Below are 16,986 nucleotides of genomic sequence, written 5' to 3' on the forward strand. Positions count from 1 at the left end.
TACATGATGTTTTTTGTTTGTGTAATATGAAGATGCACTTGTTGTGAAAAAACAACAAGTGCATCATTCAAATTATTTATGCGATGGTTCAGGTTCCCAAATCAATCGCAAAAAAGAACTAAGCCTTTCATTTTCTTTAGAAACAGGAACTCCGGCAACAATACCAATCATCAGGTTGTCTGTAATTTCCAGACGCATTTGAGGTCTGATGGTCATATCGAAATTTTGACGATCCATACTTTTATTCAGTTCAATACCAATAAAGTTACGTGTTCCAGGGATCATGTAGTGAAAACTCGTATTGATATCGTACGCTACATGGATATCTCGAGACTTATAGTGTTGTTCTATAATCGGTCCAGTATAGACCAATGAATGAAAATTATTCCCCCAACGTTTAGCTACAACAAAGAAAGGATTGTAAATATTTCCTGTAATTGAAGGAGGGGAGAAATGATCAAAATCTGAGATTTCAAATTCATTGATATATCCAATGGCCATGGAAGTCGCTAGATCCTCATTGACAAAGAAAGACCACTGCGTGGCCAGTTTTAAACTATTAATTTGATTTGAAGGTATAGAATCGTTAGCGAAACTTTGACTCGGAGAATAGAACGTAAATGGTACTTCTACTTCAAATCCCAATCGGTCAATTGGGGCCCACTCATATTCAATTAAAGCTTCGTAAGAATCGAATTTTAAATTATCCGTGAGTCCTAAGCCAATGTTCCATTCTTTTTCACCTTTTCGAGCGCCTAAATCTCTGATAAGATCAATATATAAAGGTTCTGCATGTAAAACCTTTGCGGGTTCTTTGGCATCTTCTATTTCATGAATATAGATACTGTCTTTTTCTACATCCGTATTTTGTGCGAAGCATGGGTATGACAAGCCCAATACCGCACCGGTAACAATAATTTTTATGTTATTCATTTGATTTACTGTATTAATTTAACGACCATCACATTTGGATGGATTAAGAAAACTATATGCGGTAAATCAATTTTCCGGAGGTGGTGAGTCGATAGGAATTACACGTTGTGCAAGAAAAAAGAGATATTCCGGGAAAACGTGTTGTTGTGCGAATGAAAATTTGAATAAATAATTGCTGGTCGCTTTGAATAATGAAAAGTCAGGTTTAACAATTTTTATGTTATTCAGGTCTTCATTATCGTTGTCATCGAATTCGATAAACAGGTTTTCGAACTCCAAAAGCTGCTCAAATACCACTTCCAGAATACTTTCCTGATCATTGATCGAAAGGTCTTCAGGTATATGTTGAGGATTCGGGTCTGCCGCGTCAATACTGATGTTTAGCAAGTGTAACCCCATAAATCCCCACAGGAATTGTACAAATATTTTATCTCGGAATACCTTGAGCATCACCCAAAGTTAAGTGTTTTTGTCAGAATTTTTAGCCGGATATTTTAAAGTACGTCTTCTTATCTTTATGGTCATTCTTCTTTTAAAGAAAAACCTAGTCTACCAGAAATATGGTGTTCTTCATAAGAGATTTCGATAATAAATGGATTGTTGTTTATCTCAATTTCGAATGACCTTGGGTTTATCCATTTTACGAAATTTATTTTGTGTGATTTGATATCTGGGAACAGAGTTGAAAAATCTAGCTCACCAACCCATAAGACAGGCTCTTTCTTACCATTAAATGAATCTAATTTTTCCACTAATAAGATGTTATTGTCAGGATTATTATTGGTGTCATTAAGAATCAATACCCGTAAGGAAATTAGGTAATATTCTTCAAAATCATCCATGGTTTCTACCCTGGGGTAATTAGGGTATTTAGATAAATAAATGATTCGGCTATAGTAATCATATTTAACATGTTTGGCGTCTATGTGCTTTTGTCCATAAGCCTGGAACGCTAGGATTGATAGAAAAGTGAATATCCATTTCATGGTTTAAAATTTAATCAGAGATTTATGCTCAATAGGTAACGTAAAAAAATCTATTTCATGATTAAATAGAATTTTATTCTTCCAACAACTCCAAAATCCATTGCAAGATTTTATCGGTATCCATGATCGACTAGGAAAGCGGATGTTTGGTGCCATCCAGTCTTACACATATAGACATCTGTGAACCGATTAGTTTTTTATTCGGCTTAAACTTTGAGGAGCCACACCGAGATAAGATGCGATGTGCTTTTGAGGAACAAGTTGAAATAATTCAGGGTTTCTATTGATGAGTTCCAGATAACGTTCTTTGAGTTCCATGGTTTGAAAATTCTGTAATCTTCTTACCATTTGGAGATACGCATCTTCCGCCTGAATGTATCTGATTTTTTCAAATTTCTCATGGGTTTTAAAGAAATCATGTAAGGTGGTTTTGTGAAACTCATACACCACGGTATCAGTTACCGCCTGAATATATAATTCACCGGAATTACCGGAGAGATAACTTTCATAATCGGTAGCAAACCACTGGTCTAAATAAAAATGATGGGTAATATCTATACCTTCCTGAACCCGATAACCACGCATAAAACCCGATTGCACAAAAAACAGTTTTTGTACCGGTCGGTCTGCGCGGAGTAAATATTCATTCCTTTTGAATTCTTTGACTTTAGCCATAGCTATAAAGGATTCATATTCCGCGTCTGTAAAATCTATATAGTTAGCCAGAAATTTTTTCATAAATACATTCTATCTATTGGAGAGATTTGATGGTGGGTCTCAAATGTAGCTATTCAAAATAATTGGCGATTACCCTGGTCATACAGCTTTAAAATAAATTAACTTTTTTATTTTAAATTAAATATTTGTTTCCTTTTAAATTTTTATTTCTTTTTGAAACGTTTGTGTATATTTGAAACAATAATCAGACTTATATAATAGAATCCTGTAGTATAAAATGCACCTACTTACTATAAAACAAAATTTAAAACTGCTTATTTGTGTATTGCTCTTATCAGGGGTGAGCATATCCGGGAAAAGTCAAAGTGTAGATAGCATTTTGGTACAACCCAATCCTGTTAAGGATACTTTGTCAATTTATTTGGAATTAAATATGAATGATTCTGTATCTATTAGCAGTTATAGTTTGGCAACTCCTTTGAAAGATACGCTGTGTGCGGATTCAGTATTATATGCAGGTAATCATACGATTAAATATGATGTGACCAATTTCCTGAACGGTAGTTATATTCTAACCTTAGAGTTTAAGTACAATCAAAAAGCAAATTTTAGATTCGCTAAAACGGATACGCTTCTCTCGGTTAAGGAAAACTCTCTAAATGATGAGGCTGTATTTTATCCTAACCCTACAACCGGAAGAGTCTATTTTGAAGACATAAAAGAAAATACAACGATTCAGGTATTAGATTTAAGGGGACAACTAATTCAAGAAGTAAATAGTTCTCAAGGATATTTTGATTTTGAGAATGTCCCGAGTGGGGTTTATGTGGTGAGGTATTATGATTTCGAAAGGGAAGAGTTTAAAATTAATGTTTTGGAAATGATTGGTAATTGAGAATCTGAGTTTTAAATATTATTACTTTTCTTACGATTGCAAGATTCACATAGTAACTGGAGGTTTCTATATGTTGAAGTTCCACCTTTAGAAATGGGTATTATATGATCATATTCGAGTCTTAGTCTGCTTGAACATTGAGTACATTTTCCATCATCACGTCTCCAGACAGAATCTTTTGTTTTCTGGGGGATATGATCTCTTTTTGTTTTTAAGCTATTAATATCAAAGTAGAAGCTATAAACAAAATTTTTCCTTTGGTCAAATGTGGTGAAAACATGTTTCCACTTAATCCATAAATCATCAAGGCTCTCAGCGCGATTCATATCATCTTTACTCTTGCCATTTATTATTCGCTTCCAATCACTTTCACTGAGGTAGGCTTCAATAAAATCAAAGCCGTAATTTGTGTTAGTTCCCCAATCTTTTTTGAGCTCATAATCGAACGGAGAGTTTAAAAAAACTGGAGGGATATCATCATAAAAGTCCTTGCAAACTTGAATATATTTTTTCTCACACGCCTTAATTTCTTCAATTGTATAAGAGTTATAATTATTATAATGTTGGTTGAAATTTGGTAGAGGGAAATCGTTGAAATGTATATTAATAATGTGCGTAACTTCTTCAAATAGTGGTTTGTATAATTGATTCTTTAATATTTCTCTTTTGTCAAAATTAAAATAATAGAGAGCCGATAACCAGCAACTAATTTGCTTTTGGATTTTTAGCAGTTCATTTGTTTTAAACCAGTTATACAATTTGGGTTGAATTGATACGGCAAACACATGTCGATGTTCAAATTCAAATTTTCCTTGATTAACTAGATTGTGAAATCTGATTAAATTATTATACTCATCCAACGAGGTTATATAAAAGGATATATATCTAGAGTTGTAAGTGGTCCTTAGGTATTTGACATGTTTAATCTGTTCCAAAAAATTAGGCTTACTTAGCTTCGTTTTTTTATGGATATACGGATCAATAAGAACTATTTGCCCCTTTAAATCATCGATGGTTTTTACGTACATATATCATTTTTATAAATCATGATTAACAAATAATGAATATTGATAGTAAGGTTTTGTTTATGGTGCTGGTGATTTTTGAGATTAAATTCTTATGATTTTAAGAATATATTTTAAAGGGTTTAACGATTCTTAGTTTTTCAAATGATTGATTGTTTCATCAATAGCTTTAATTAAGTATTTGTTTCTATCATCTGTATTAAATTCTTGATTCTTTGTATTTTCAAACTTCATTAATTCTAAAACTGGAATAGCAGCAAAAGAGTATTGCTTAAATCTTTGTAGTTGATAAATGGAAGCAACTTGTTGAAGCATTGTAATTATTCTACCTTCTTCATCTTTTCCTGAAGCTCTACAGATCGTTTGATGAAAAGCTTGATATAATCGGTTTTCAATTTCACGATTTCTTTGATCTATCCATTTAAATAGTCCAATTAAAAATACTATTACTGGACCTATTATTGAAACATATTTTAAGTATTGGTGATATTCTTCCATGTTTAATAAGTTAAATAAGAATCAAAATAAGATGAGTTTAAGTTATTGAAACTTTTTGTTCTATTGATAAAACTAAAATATTTTATCTCGATAAACTACCTTAAACAAAAAAAGCACAACCGGAGTTGTGCTTTTACATCGTAACAGGGATAATTTTCTATAAGAAATACTTGTTCTCTGCAATCATTTTCTCTGCGATAGATCTTCTTAAATCTTTAACGTTTACCGGATCTTGTTTGGTGAAACGTTTGAGTCCCATCAACATGATACGGAGTTCATCACCTTCGGCAAAACTCAATAAAGCTTCTTTACCCAGTACATTGATTTTATCTGCTGCTTCGTAGATATACGCTTTGGCTACATTGAGTTTCAATGTATTCATTTCCGACTCCCCATTCATACGGTGGAGTTTTTCTACACGTAGTAATACCGATTCTGAAACATATGTTTCAATCAACATATCTGAAATGGCCATTAGGATTTCTTGTTCTTTGGCCAATGACATCATCAATGTTTGTGCGGCAGAACCCGCTACCATCAATACGGCTTTTTTGAAGTTCTTTACATACTTATGTAGTTTTTCAAAATCTGTTTCGTCACCTGAACCAAAATCAGGAATAGACATCAATTCACCCGCTACTTTTTGCGCAGGTCCCATGAGGTCTAAAGTTCCTTTCATGGCTTTTTTCAACATCATATCCACGGTCAACATACGGTTGATCTCGTTGGTGCCCTCAAAGATTCTGTTGATTCGTGCATCTCTAAAAGCACGTTCCACAGGAGATTCCGCAGAATAACCCATTCCACCATAAATCTGAACTGCTTCATCGACCACATAATCCAATACTTCAGAACCATGTACTTTCATGATGGCACACTCAATGGCATAAGCCTCAATTCCTTTTAAAGTCGCTTGAGATTTTTCCATGCCTTCATCTGCTAAATAAGCGATACGGTCATCAATGTTTTGTGATGCACGATATACTGCAGCTTCAGAAGCGTAAGATTTAATCGCCATTTTAGCCAGTTTGTATTTAATCGCACCGTACTTTGAAATAGGGCGACCAAACTGGTTCCGTTCATTGGCATAATTCACGGCCTGATTGATGGTTTCTTTCGCGCCTCCTAATACCGCACCAGCCAATTTCATACGACCAATATTCAGGATGTTCAATGCAATTTTAAATCCGATTTGTCTTTCGCCCAGCATATTTTCTACCGGAACTTTCACATCATTAAAGAATACCTGACGGGTAGAGGACCCTTTGATTCCCATTTTCTTTTCTTCCGGATTTAAGCTCACGCCTTCAGCATGTGCATCTACGATAAAAGCACTCAGGTTTTCATCGTCATCTACTTTGGCAAATACGGTAAAAATATCCGCGAATCCACCATTGGTGATCCACATCTTTTGACCATTTAAGATCCAGTGTTTACCATCTTCGCTTAAAACCGCTTTGGTTTTTCCGGAGTTGGCATCCGATCCGGATCCCGGTTCCGTTAAACAATAAGCCGCTTTCCATTCGCCACTTACCATTTTAGGAATGTATGTGTTTTTTTGTTCCTCTGTTCCGTAATAGAGGATAGGTAAAGTGCCAATTCCCGTATGTGCAGAGAGCGCCACGGAGAATGAATATCCGGCACCCAGTTTTTCAGTAGAAAGCATGGACGTCACAAAGTTTTTGTTGAATCCACCCAATTCTTCCGGTACTGAAATACCTAACATGCCCATTTCTCCGGCTTTCTCCAATAATGAAGGCATCAAACCTTCTTCCGCATTGTCAATTCTTTCAATCACCGGAATCACTTCCTGATCTAAAAAATCGGAACACATTTGTCCAATCATGATTTGTTCTTCCCCAAACTCTTCCGGAATGAAGATGTCCATGGCATCTGTATCTTTAATCAGGAATTCGCCTCCTTTTAACGCTTCTTTTTTCTCTTCTGACATTTCTAAGTTTCTTTAATGATTAATAATGCATGTTGTTTGGGTTTACAACATTTCAATAACTCCGGCCGCACCTTGACCAGTTCCCACGCACATGGTGACCATACCATATTTCTGCTGGCGTAATTTCATTTCTTCAATGATTTGAACCGTCAATTTTGCACCGGTACATCCCAGCGGGTGACCCAATGCAATGGCGCCTCCATTTACATTTACGATATCCGGGTTGATTCCGGTTTCACGAATCACAGCTAAAGATTGTGAAGCAAATGCTTCGTTGAGCTCAAATTGCTCTATATCATTGACTTGAAGTCCGGACATTTTTGCAGCTTTTGGAATCGCATCTACCGGACCAATTCCCATGATTCTAGGTTCGACACCTACCACACCATAAGAAGCCAATCTCGCAATTGGAGTCACATCCAATTCTTTGACCATTTTTTCAGACATCAGGATCACAAATGCAGCACCATCTGAGGTTTGACTCGCATTACCTGCAGTTACCGTTCCTTTGGCGTCAAATACCGGACGGAGTTTGGATAAGCCCTCAATGGTTGTAGAGGCACGAACGCCTTCATCGGTGTCTGCGACATAATTGCGAACTTGTCTTTTACCCGCTTCGTCCAAATACACCTGCTCCACATCAATCGGAATAATGCCCGATTTAAAACGACCGGTTTCGATGGCTTTAGCCGCTTTCATTTGTGAATGGTAGGCAAATTCATCCTGTGCTTCACGCGTCACTTTAAATTGTTGCGCTACTGCCTCAGCCGTTAATCCCATTCCCCAATACCAGGTCGGATTCTCTTTAGAAATTTTGGCGTTAGGAGTCAATCTCCAGCCCCCAAATGGAATAGGGGACATGGTTTCCACACCACCGGCAATGATACAATCGGCCATACCCGCGTGGATTTGTTGCGCACCTAAAGCAATGGTTTGTAATCCTGACGAACAATAACGATTTACGGTCATGCCCGGAACTTTTTCGGTGTCTAAACTCAATAATGAGATCATCCTACCGATGTTTAATCCTTGTTCTGCCTCAGGAGTGGCATTTCCTACGATGACATCATCAATACGGTTGACATCGAGGTTCGGCACTTCTTTTAGAAGTCCTTTTATCACTTGAGCGGAAAGATCATCCGGACGGGTAAATCTAAACATGCCTTTACCGGACTTTCCAACTGCTGATCTTTTTGCTGCTACTATATATGCGTCCATGATAATCTTTTTAGTTTCTTAGAATTTTTCCTTTTGTCACAATGCTTTGAATTCGCTCTAACGTCTTGCGTTCGGTACAAAGCTCTAAAAAGGCTCTTCTTTCTAAGTCGAGTAAATATTGTTCGGAAACTTCTGTGGTTTCAGATAAATCACCACCAGCGAGTACGGTTCCCAGTTTGATGGAAATTAGTTCGTCATGTTCTGACATGTAATTTCCGCTGAGCATAGAGTTGGCTCCGGAGTATACCAGTCCCAAAGCTTCTTGCCCGTAGACTTTGATATCGGTTCTTTGGGTAGGTTGTGTGTATCCTTTTTCAGCCATTAACTTAGCCGCTTGTTTCGCGTAAGCTAAATGGTAATCGCGACTCACAATTACTTCGTCAATACCTTCTCTGAGGTAACCCAATTCAAAACCTTCGTATGCTGAAGTCGCCACTTTGGCCTGGCCAATGGTTAAGAAACGATTTCTGAATTGGTTGGTACGGATGTCACCTTCTTTAAGTTCATCGCTCATACGAAGTACGAATTCCTTAGAACCGCCACCTCCAGGGATGAGACCTACTCCAAATTCTACCAACCCAATATAGGTTTCGGCATGTGCAATGACTTTATCGGCATGCATGCTGATTTCGCAACCACCACCCAGCGCCATTCCATGCGGAGCAACCACGACAGGAATAGAGGAGTAGCGAATTCGCATCACCGTATTTTGGAAACTTCTGATGGCAAAATCCAATTCATCATATTCTTGCTCTACCGCCATCATAAAGATCATTCCTACATTGGCTCCGGCTGAGAAGTTTTCTCCTTCGTTAGAGATCACCAATGCATCATAATCTGCTTCGGCCATATCAATGGCTTTATTGATCCCGGCAATAACTTCGCCACCAATGGTATTCATTTTAGAATGGAACTCTAAATTGATCACACCATCTCCCAAATCAATAATGGAAGCTTCTCTGTTTTTCCAAAGTGTATTTTCTTCTCGGAGCAATGCCAGACTTAAAGTGTCTTCCTGACCCGGAACGAGTACGTAAGATTTGCTTGGAATATCATAATAGAATCGTTTACCGTTTTCCACTTTATAAAAAGCAGTGAATCCGGCTTCTTTCATTTCGTAAATCCAATCGGCTGGTTTTTTATCGGCTTTTTCCAAAGCACGTAACCCGGCTTCAAACCCAATGGCGTCCCATGCTTCAAATGGACCTTGTTGCCATCCGAATCCTGCACGTAATGCATCATCCATTCGGAATACTTCATCACTGATTTCAGGAATTCTATGCGTTACGTATGCAAACAAACTTGTGAAAATGCTTCTATAAAATTCTCCGGCCTTGTCTTTCCCATTAAACAACACCGGCATTCTTTCTGCTAAATCGGTGATGGTTTTGGTCATTTCCAATGTCGGAAATTTCACACGTTGTTTGGGTTCATATTCTAATGTTTTCAGATTCAATGACAAGATCTGACTTTTGCCATTTTCATCTTTTACTTTTTTATAGAAACCTTGTTTGGTTTTACTTCCCAGCCATTTGTTATCGATCATTTTACCTACATAATCCGGTAAAGTGAACAATGCGTTGGCTTCATCATTAGGAGTATTCTCTTTCAGGCCATTGGCCACTAGTACCAGAGTATCCAGACCCACAACATCCGCAGTTCTAAATGTTGCAGATTTTGGACGACCCAATACCGGACCGGTCAATTTATCTACTTCATCCACAGATAAGTCTAAATCTTTAACCGAGTGGAACAGTGCCATGATAGCAAATACTCCAATTCTATTGGCAATAAATGCAGGGGTATCCTTACAAAGTACGGTGGTTTTACCTAATATTTTTTTACCATATCCCATTAAGAAGTCTACTACCTCTGGTTGGGTATGTGGTGTCGGGATAATTTCCAGTAGTTTTAGATATCTAGGAGGATTGAAAAAGTGTGTGCCACAGAAATGTGCTTTAAAGTCATCACTGCGTCCATCTAACATTAAATGAATTGGAATACCAGAAGTATTTGAAGTGATCAATGTTCCCGGAGTACGATATTTCTCAACTTGTTCAAAAATGATTTTCTTGATGTCTAGTCTTTCGATGACCACCTCAATAACCCAATCATAATCTTTGATTTTAGGCATATCATCATCAAAATTCCCGGTCTCAATTCTACTTGCAAATTTTTTGCTGTACAAAGGAGCAGGCTTTGATTTGATCGAAGCTTTTAAATGGGCATCAACAATCGCGTTTCTTTCCGATTTGTTTTTTGAGTCTTTGGCTTCATCGGGTACAATGTCTAATAGTAAGACTTTGCAACCAATGTTGGCAAAATGGGCCGCAATGGCAGAACCCATCACTCCGGATCCCAGGACCGCAACTTTTCTAATGGCTCTTTTCATTTAGTTCAATTAATAGATGAACCCCGAGGGGCTCTTAGTTAGTTTTTCTTTCTTTTCTTAAAAAGTTCGCTTTCGAGAACTTCATTGATCTTACCGATAGATGAGAAGAAGTTTTCCTTTTCATCTTCCGTCAGTTTATTGTAGATAATGGTATTGAAATCAATCACCACTTTCTTTGCAATATCTCTTTGTGTAATTCCGTAATCTGTCAAAACAATACGAATCACACGTTTGTCTTTTTGGTCCGGTACACGCTTAATTAAATTGTCCTCTTCCATAGCTTTAAGCGTACGTGTTAAACTACGTGATTCCATGCCCATAAGCGGTCCCAATTTCGTGGAGGGAGTTCCATGTTCCGGATCAATTTTGATTAGTGCATACCCTACAGACATATTCACTCCATGTTCCTGGGCAATTGAATTGTAAAGTCTGGATATTTTGTACCATGCCCATCGGATGTGAAAGTCAAAAGTTTCGCTTGATTTCATTTGTTTATTATTTGTTGCTCAATAAATTAAATAAGGAAAAAAATCCTGTGTTTTTCTTAAGCTCATAAAGAAAAAACATTTTTTTATTCCGCATCTGCCTCATCATTAATAATTCATTAAATTTGGATGTCAAGCAACTGAAATAATAATAAAGAGGAGTTTTATAGTATGCTTGCATAACAAAAATAGTGATTTATCTACTTATACCAAGTTTATTATCAGAAATTTCACATAATGGTCATATTTCTACCAATTTGGGCAAGAAGAGGAAATTATTTTTGACAATAACATTTAAACCACGAATATGAAAAATGCACTCATAGAAAGATTTATGAATATACGTCTCCATACGGTGGAGATTTGTCAGCCGCTACAGGTAGAGGATTATGTGGCACAACCTATTGAAGATGTGAGTCCGCCCAAATGGCATTTGGCACATACCACATGGTTTTTTGAAACATTCGTTTTGAACACGGTGGAAGAATATGACCTTTTTGACGAACAGTATAGCTTTCTATTCAATTCCTATTATAACAATATAGGTAAACGTGTGTCTCGAAATAAAAGGGGAGATATTACACGTCCGGGTGTGGATGAGATCATGGAATACCGTTCGCATGTCAATGATCAGATGGTGTTGTTTATTGATAATATGACCCCGGATAAGTTTGAGTATTGGCGCCCGATCATTGAATTGGGTTTGCAACATGAGCAGCAACATCAGGAATTACTTTGGACCGATTTAAAATACATCCTAGGCGTGAGTCCGATTTTTCCGGTATATGCTTCGGTGAATCCAATCGACAATGAAATAGAGAAAGACGATATGGAGTTTATTTCTATATCTGAGGGCGTCTATGAAATTGGGCATAAATCGGATGATTTTTGTTTTGATAATGAGTTGGGGGTACATAAGGTATTCCTGCATGACTTTGAAATTTCAGATCGTTTGGTAACCAATGCAGAATATTTAGAATTTATTGAAGCAGGAGGTTATGAAGATTTTAATCTATGGCATGATGAAGGCTGGAAATGGCTACAGGAAAACGAAATTGATAGCCCGTTGTATTGGCGACATATCAATGGAGGTTGGTTCGAGTTTACCTTAACCGGTTTAGAGGAAATTGATCCCAAACGTGCAGTAACCCACATCAGTTATTATGAAGCCTGGGCATATGCACATTGGAAAGGAATGCGTTTGCCAACGGAGTTTGAATGGGAAATTGCCAGTCAAAAAATGGAGTGGGGTCATCGTTGGGAATGGACGAATAGTGCTTATTTAGCCTATCCAAATTATAAAAAAGCAGAAGGGGCTATTGGAGAGTATAACGGGAAGTTTATGATCAACCAAATGGTTTTAAGAGGTGCATCTGTAGCAACGAGCCCGAATCATAGTCGCTATACATACCGTAATTTCTGGCATGCGGAAGGACAATCTCAATTTACAGGAATTCGCCTTGCGAAATAGCCTGAACTGGAACTTTAGACAATAACATAGATCTGTTTAAAAGAAATTGTTTTTTCTTCTAATTAGATCGTGATCTCGTATTAAGTTGGACTTTGAAATGGTAATCAAATTTACCGTTAAGTGAACTTAATATAAGAGATCAATATGAGGATTCATTTTATTGCGATTGGCGGAAGTGCTATGCATAATTTGGCTTTGGCCATGCATGATAAAGGTTATCATGTAACCGGGAGTGATGATGAGGTTTTTGAACCATCAAAAGGTAGGTTAAAACAAGCTGGAATTTTACCGGAGGCTTTTGGATGGTATCCTGAAAAAATAACCGAAGACATCGATGCAGTGATTTTGGGAATGCATGCGCGAGCGGATAATCCTGAATTGTTAAAAGCACAAGAATTAGGACTTTCGGTATACTCTTATCCGGAATTTATATACAATCAATCGGTAGATAAAAAGCGCGTAGTGATTGCCGGAAGTCATGGAAAGACTACGATTACTTCTATGATCTTACATGTGCTGAATTATTATAATCTGGATTTTGATTACATGGTAGGGGCGCAACTGGAAGGCTTTGACCGAATGGTGAAGTTGACTAAACAAGCTCCGATTATCATTTTAGAAGGGGATGAGTATTTATCATCACCTATAGACCGCAGACCTAAATTTATTTGGTACAAACCGCAGATTGCTTTGATTTCAGGAATTGCCTGGGATCATATCAATGTATTTCCAACTTTTGAAAATTATGTGTCTCAATTCTCGGATTTTGTAAAAACCATTGAACCGAATGGCGCATTGGTCTATTTTGAAGGAGATTCTGAGATTAAAAATATTGTTGGAGGAATCTCAGGAGGAGTTCAAACTTTTGGATATGACACTCCTGAACATGAAGTGGCAGGAGGGAAGACCTCATTACTGGTTGACGGGAACAAAGTGGATTTAAATGTATTTGGAATTCACAATCTACAAAACATGAATGGGGCACGATTGGTTTTAAATCAATTGGATATTACGGATGAAATGTTCTATGAGGCCATCGCGAATTTTGGTGGTGCGGCTAAAAGATTAGAGACGATTGCCGAAAATGAAAATACGGTAATCTATAAAGATTTTGCACATTCACCTTCCAAATTAAAAGCGACTTCATCTGCGGTAAAAGCGCAATGGCCGGAAAGAGAATTGGTGGCCGTAATGGAATTACATACATTCAGTAGTTTTAATCCGGAGTTCCTAAAAGAATATAGAGGCTCGTTTGATACCCCAGATTATGCCGTGTTGTTTTATTTACCGGAAACGGCAAAACATAAAAAGCTGCCGGAATTAACCATTCCTCAGGTTAAGGAAGCTTTTGGTAAGGAGGATCTGATTATTATTAATACCACGGAAAAGCTTAAAGAATATTTAGAGGCCACGAACTGGAAGAATAAAAACCTACTATTTATGAGTTCTGGCAATTATGGAGGAATTCATGTTGATTCTTATGCTCAGGAATTGATTTAGAAAAAGTTTAAAGCAATAAAAAAGGCCTCGAATTTTCGAGGCCTTTTTTATTGCTTAATTTTTTAGTTCTTAGTGAACTACATTTTGATCTACGTTTAATGAAGCTGGTTGTTGTTCTGCTTTAAGCTTTGCCTCTTCAGGAAGAACTAAATCCATTTCTTCAATTAAGTTTTTCGCACCGGCATATTTATCCATGATGAATAATACGTAACGGATATCCACAACAATCGTTCTTTGAATGTTTGGTTCGAAATAAATGTCACCACTCATTGCTTCCCAGTTACCATCAAATGCGCAACCAATTAATTGCCCTTTTGCGTTGATTACCGGAGAACCGGAGTTACCACCTGTAATATCATTGTTAGTCAAGAAACACACTGGCATAGTACCATCCGGATTGGCATACTGACCATAGTTTTTGTCGTTGTATAAATCTACTAATTTTTGAGGAACAACAAACTCAGGATTTGAATTATCCTTTTTCTCCATCACACCTTTTAAAGTAGATTTAAAATCATAAGACACCGCATCATATGGCGCGTATGGTAATACTTGTCCATAAGTCAACCTCATAGTAGAGTTGGCGTTCGGAGCGTATTTTTTATTTGGATTCATTTCTCTCAATCCTTTTACAAATAGACGATTTCCTTTGTCTAAAAGATCGAAACTTTCTTTATACTCTCCACCCATGATTTCACGGTATTTTGCATATAAAGAACCCATTAATTTTCTTGCAGGATCTTTCTCTAAAGTTTTCAATTGCTTAGAGCTTACAAAGAACTCATTCATTTTTTCTTCAGAAGCGAAGATTGAATTTTCGAATAAACCTTCGGTCAATTTAGTAAAGTCTCCTTTGTTTTTCTTAACTAAGTCTAAGAAGTATTGAGGTTGTTGATCTTTTGGAAGATCGTTGTAGTACATTTCTAACATGGCAGCAGTAACTTCTTTATCTGTAGCCATATCGTAATCTTTAAAATGCTTAGCACTTCTACCTTTCAATCCTTGAATGAGTTTATCCACTTTCTTTGGATCAGGTTCGCCCATAGCTAAAGCTTTCTGAAGCCCATTTGCACGGTAAGAGAATAATAGAATCTCAGAACCTACAACAGCTTCGTAGAAATAAGTTGCTGATAAAACATAAGGTTTTTGTTTTTCGTAACCTTTTTCGATTAAAGATAAAGCTTCACCGTATTCTGCTTTTCTGCTATCCGAAGCATTTACCCAATCAGAATAAGACTTTTCAATTTCTTGTTTTTTCTCGAAAACATGGTTTTTCTTCAATTGTTTGGTTTGTCCAATGAAGTATTTCCAGTAGTTAGATACACGTGCATATTTAGAAGCATATTTAATTCTGGTTGCATCGCTTTGATCCATATGTTTTTTGTAGATATCTAATTTCTTATCACGAATTTTTACACGCGCAGGTTGATCTGTATCTACCGCTTGTTTTACTCCCCATGAAGTTAAGTATCTATCCGTACTTCCAGGATATCCCATGATCATAGCATAATCATTTGCTTTTACACCTTGTAATGAAATAGGTAAGCTATGCTTAGGCTTTAATGGAATATTGTTTTTAGAATAACCTGCAGGTTTTCCATCTTGACCAGTGTAAATTCTCAATACAGAGAAATCACCTGTGTGACGAGGCCACATCCAGTTATCTGTATCACCACCATATTTACCTACTGATGATGGAGGTGCACCTACCAAACGAACATCTTTATAAGTAGTGTAAACAAAAAGGTAGAATTCATTTCCTTCGTAGAAAGACTTTACATTAGCATCAAATTTACCTTCTTCTTTCGCTACATTTTCGATTGAATCTGCTAAGTGAGAAATTATTCCCTGACGCTCTTCTTCAGTCATTTTTTCGTTTAATTGACTGTTGATGATTTCAGAAACATCTTCCATTCTTTCTAAGAAAGAAGCAGTCATTCCTTGTGCTTGTAGCTCCTGATCTTTGCTATACGCCCAAAATCCATCAGTTAAGTAATCGTGCTCAGGAGAAGAGTTACTTTGAATCGCTCCAAATGCACAGTGGTGATTGGTTAACGTTAAACCTTCTTTAGAAATGATCTCAGCAGTACAACTTCCACCACTTAACATTACAATCGCATCTTTCAAACTACTGTGATTGATACTGTAAATTTCCTCAGCTGTTAACTTTAATCCTTCTTTTTGCATATCAGCATAATTCAATCTGCCGATAAACATAGGTAACCACATTCCTTCATCAGCTTTTACACCAAATGGCATGGCCATCAAGAATGCGAATACTATAATAATTCCTTTTTTCATTTTAATAGTTTTTATTCTGATTGCAAGGGTAACTAAAAAATGTCGATTATTTGATGATTTTTATGTGTATGGAAGAGAGATTTGATGAAGGGCAATAAATAAAAATGTATTGCACTGGGTGTTCTGCACAATATTATTCATCTTTACCCTTGATATAATTTTATTTAAGAAAATTAGTCTATGAAAGATTTGAGAAGAGCCAGGTGGATGTTGTGGCTGTTTAGCATTTTCAAGATTCCGTTAATAGGTTTTGTAAGACCCAGATTAATTGAGTTGTCTGATGAAAGTATGGTGATCAAAATCCCTTTAAGAAGGAGAACCCGAAATCACCTGGACTCGATGTATTTTGGGGCTTTAGCTATCGGTGCGGATTTGGCTGGTGCATTTCAGGCATTTTATGTAGCGGATAAGCGGAAAACGAAAATGTCAATTGTGTTTAAAAACTTCCATGCTGAATTCTTAAAGAGACCTGAAAGTGATGTCTATTTTGTATCTGAAGCAGGAAAGCAAATTGAACAAATGATTAATGAAACCCTAAAAAATAAAGAACGTGTAACGGAACCCATCAAGATTCAGGCGATCATCAACTACGGAAAGAATCAGGAGGTAGTGGCGGAATTTGATTTAGGATTATCGGTTAAGGCCAAATAGCA

General features: G+C 36.9%; 15 protein-coding genes. 4 read left to right on the top strand and 11 right to left on the bottom strand.

The features are described 5' to 3' along the window. Nucleotides 1-72 precede the first annotated feature (72 nt). The 4 genes from KFE94_13075 to KFE94_13090 form a co-directional block, all read right to left on the bottom strand. Complete coding sequence (locus KFE94_13075; protein UTW65581.1) at nucleotides 73-933, bottom strand: phosphoribosylformylglycinamidine synthase; 861 nt, start codon at nucleotides 931-933, stop codon at nucleotides 73-75. A 66-nt stretch (nucleotides 934-999) separates the two neighbouring features. After that, nucleotides 1,000-1,332 carry a hypothetical protein gene (locus tag KFE94_13080; GenBank protein UTW68277.1) on the bottom strand — a complete coding sequence of 111 codons (333 nt, stop codon included), beginning with the start codon at nucleotides 1,330-1,332 and terminating at the stop codon, nucleotides 1,000-1,002. 122 nt (nucleotides 1,333-1,454) lie between these two features. Then, complete coding sequence (locus KFE94_13085; protein ID UTW65582.1) at nucleotides 1,455-1,919, bottom strand: hypothetical protein; 465 nt, start codon at nucleotides 1,917-1,919, stop codon at nucleotides 1,455-1,457. Between the two features lie 189 nt (nucleotides 1,920-2,108). Then, complete coding sequence (locus KFE94_13090; GenBank protein UTW65583.1) at nucleotides 2,109-2,657, bottom strand: Crp/Fnr family transcriptional regulator; 549 nt, start codon at nucleotides 2,655-2,657, stop codon at nucleotides 2,109-2,111. A gap of 265 nt (nucleotides 2,658-2,922) precedes the next feature. Between KFE94_13090 and KFE94_13095 the strand changes: the two genes are divergently transcribed. Then, nucleotides 2,923-3,492 (top strand): T9SS type A sorting domain-containing protein, encoded by a 570-nt coding sequence (locus KFE94_13095; protein UTW65584.1) that lies wholly within the window; start codon nucleotides 2,923-2,925, stop codon nucleotides 3,490-3,492. An 11-nt stretch (nucleotides 3,493-3,503) separates the two neighbouring features. On the opposite strand, the gene KFE94_13100 is transcribed toward KFE94_13095, so the two are convergent. The 6 genes from KFE94_13100 to KFE94_13125 form a co-directional block, all read right to left on the bottom strand. Further along, the gene (locus tag KFE94_13100; GenBank protein ID UTW65585.1) at nucleotides 3,504-4,352 is read right to left on the bottom strand and encodes an HNH endonuclease; all 849 of its coding nucleotides are present in this window, start codon (nucleotides 4,350-4,352) and stop codon (nucleotides 3,504-3,506) included. Nucleotides 4,353-4,649: 297 nt separating this feature from the next. Continuing rightward, nucleotides 4,650-5,015 (bottom strand): hypothetical protein, encoded by a 366-nt coding sequence (locus KFE94_13105; GenBank protein UTW65586.1) that lies wholly within the window; start codon nucleotides 5,013-5,015, stop codon nucleotides 4,650-4,652. 157 nt (nucleotides 5,016-5,172) lie between these two features. Continuing rightward, nucleotides 5,173-6,966, bottom strand: a complete 1,794-nt coding sequence (locus tag KFE94_13110) for an acyl-CoA dehydrogenase family protein (protein UTW65587.1) — start codon at nucleotides 6,964-6,966, stop codon at nucleotides 5,173-5,175. A gap of 42 nt (nucleotides 6,967-7,008) precedes the next feature. Further along, entirely contained in the window at nucleotides 7,009-8,184 is a 1,176-nt protein-coding gene (locus KFE94_13115; protein UTW65588.1) for an acetyl-CoA C-acyltransferase, read from the bottom strand. 10 nt (nucleotides 8,185-8,194) lie between these two features. After that, nucleotides 8,195-10,576 carry a 3-hydroxyacyl-CoA dehydrogenase/enoyl-CoA hydratase family protein gene (locus KFE94_13120; GenBank protein UTW65589.1) on the bottom strand — a complete coding sequence of 794 codons (2,382 nt, stop codon included), beginning with the start codon at nucleotides 10,574-10,576 and terminating at the stop codon, nucleotides 8,195-8,197. Between the two features lie 38 nt (nucleotides 10,577-10,614). Next, nucleotides 10,615-11,064: a MarR family transcriptional regulator gene (locus tag KFE94_13125; protein UTW65590.1), complete on the bottom strand. Its 450-nt coding sequence runs from the start codon at nucleotides 11,062-11,064 to the stop codon at nucleotides 10,615-10,617. Nucleotides 11,065-11,368: 304 nt separating this feature from the next. Between KFE94_13125 and egtB the strand changes: the two genes are divergently transcribed. Beyond that, nucleotides 11,369-12,532: an ergothioneine biosynthesis protein EgtB gene (gene egtB / locus KFE94_13130; GenBank protein UTW65591.1), complete on the top strand. Its 1,164-nt coding sequence runs from the start codon at nucleotides 11,369-11,371 to the stop codon at nucleotides 12,530-12,532. 144 nt (nucleotides 12,533-12,676) lie between these two features. Continuing rightward, nucleotides 12,677-14,032: a peptidoglycan synthetase gene (locus KFE94_13135; GenBank protein UTW65592.1), complete on the top strand. Its 1,356-nt coding sequence runs from the start codon at nucleotides 12,677-12,679 to the stop codon at nucleotides 14,030-14,032. Between the two features lie 69 nt (nucleotides 14,033-14,101). Here KFE94_13135 and KFE94_13140 read toward each other — a convergent pair whose 3' ends face one another. After that, nucleotides 14,102-16,333 carry a S46 family peptidase gene (locus KFE94_13140; GenBank protein UTW65593.1) on the bottom strand — a complete coding sequence of 744 codons (2,232 nt, stop codon included), beginning with the start codon at nucleotides 16,331-16,333 and terminating at the stop codon, nucleotides 14,102-14,104. Between the two features lie 180 nt (nucleotides 16,334-16,513). Here KFE94_13140 and KFE94_13145 point away from each other — a divergent pair, with 180 nt between their 5' ends. Further along, on the top strand, nucleotides 16,514-16,984 hold the full coding sequence (locus KFE94_13145; GenBank protein ID UTW65594.1) for a DUF4442 domain-containing protein: 471 nt from the start codon (nucleotides 16,514-16,516) through the stop codon (nucleotides 16,982-16,984). Nucleotides 16,985-16,986: the final 2 nt, after the last annotated feature.

Source organism: bacterium SCSIO 12643, from assembly GCA_024398135.1.
In the GTDB taxonomy this organism is placed as follows: domain Bacteria; phylum Bacteroidota; class Bacteroidia; order Flavobacteriales_G; family Salibacteraceae; genus CAJXZP01.

Bases quoted from the DNA above. Each gene is read 5' to 3' on its own strand.
- KFE94_13075 (UTW65581.1), bottom strand. From the start codon at position 933: ATGAATAACATAAAAATTATTGTTACCGGTGCGGTATTGGGCTTGTCA.
- KFE94_13080 (UTW68277.1), bottom strand. From the start codon at position 1,332: ATGGGGTTACACTTGCTAAACATCAGTATTGACGCGGCAGACCCGAAT.
- KFE94_13085 (UTW65582.1), bottom strand. From the start codon at position 1,919: ATGAAATGGATATTCACTTTTCTATCAATCCTAGCGTTCCAGGCTTAT.
- KFE94_13090 (UTW65583.1), bottom strand. From the start codon at position 2,657: ATGAAAAAATTTCTGGCTAACTATATAGATTTTACAGACGCGGAATAT.
- KFE94_13105 (UTW65586.1), bottom strand. From the start codon at position 5,015: ATGGAAGAATATCACCAATACTTAAAATATGTTTCAATAATAGGTCCA.
- KFE94_13110 (UTW65587.1), bottom strand. From the start codon at position 6,966: ATGTCAGAAGAGAAAAAAGAAGCGTTAAAAGGAGGCGAATTCCTGATT.
- KFE94_13115 (UTW65588.1), bottom strand. From the start codon at position 8,184: ATGGACGCATATATAGTAGCAGCAAAAAGATCAGCAGTTGGAAAGTCC.
- KFE94_13120 (UTW65589.1), bottom strand. From the start codon at position 10,576: ATGAAAAGAGCCATTAGAAAAGTTGCGGTCCTGGGATCCGGAGTGATG.
- KFE94_13125 (UTW65590.1), bottom strand. From the start codon at position 11,064: ATGAAATCAAGCGAAACTTTTGACTTTCACATCCGATGGGCATGGTAC.
- egtB (UTW65591.1), top strand. From the start codon at position 11,369: ATGAAAAATGCACTCATAGAAAGATTTATGAATATACGTCTCCATACG.
- KFE94_13135 (UTW65592.1), top strand. From the start codon at position 12,677: ATGAGGATTCATTTTATTGCGATTGGCGGAAGTGCTATGCATAATTTG.
- KFE94_13140 (UTW65593.1), bottom strand. From the start codon at position 16,333: ATGAAAAAAGGAATTATTATAGTATTCGCATTCTTGATGGCCATGCCA.
- KFE94_13145 (UTW65594.1), top strand. From the start codon at position 16,514: ATGAAAGATTTGAGAAGAGCCAGGTGGATGTTGTGGCTGTTTAGCATT.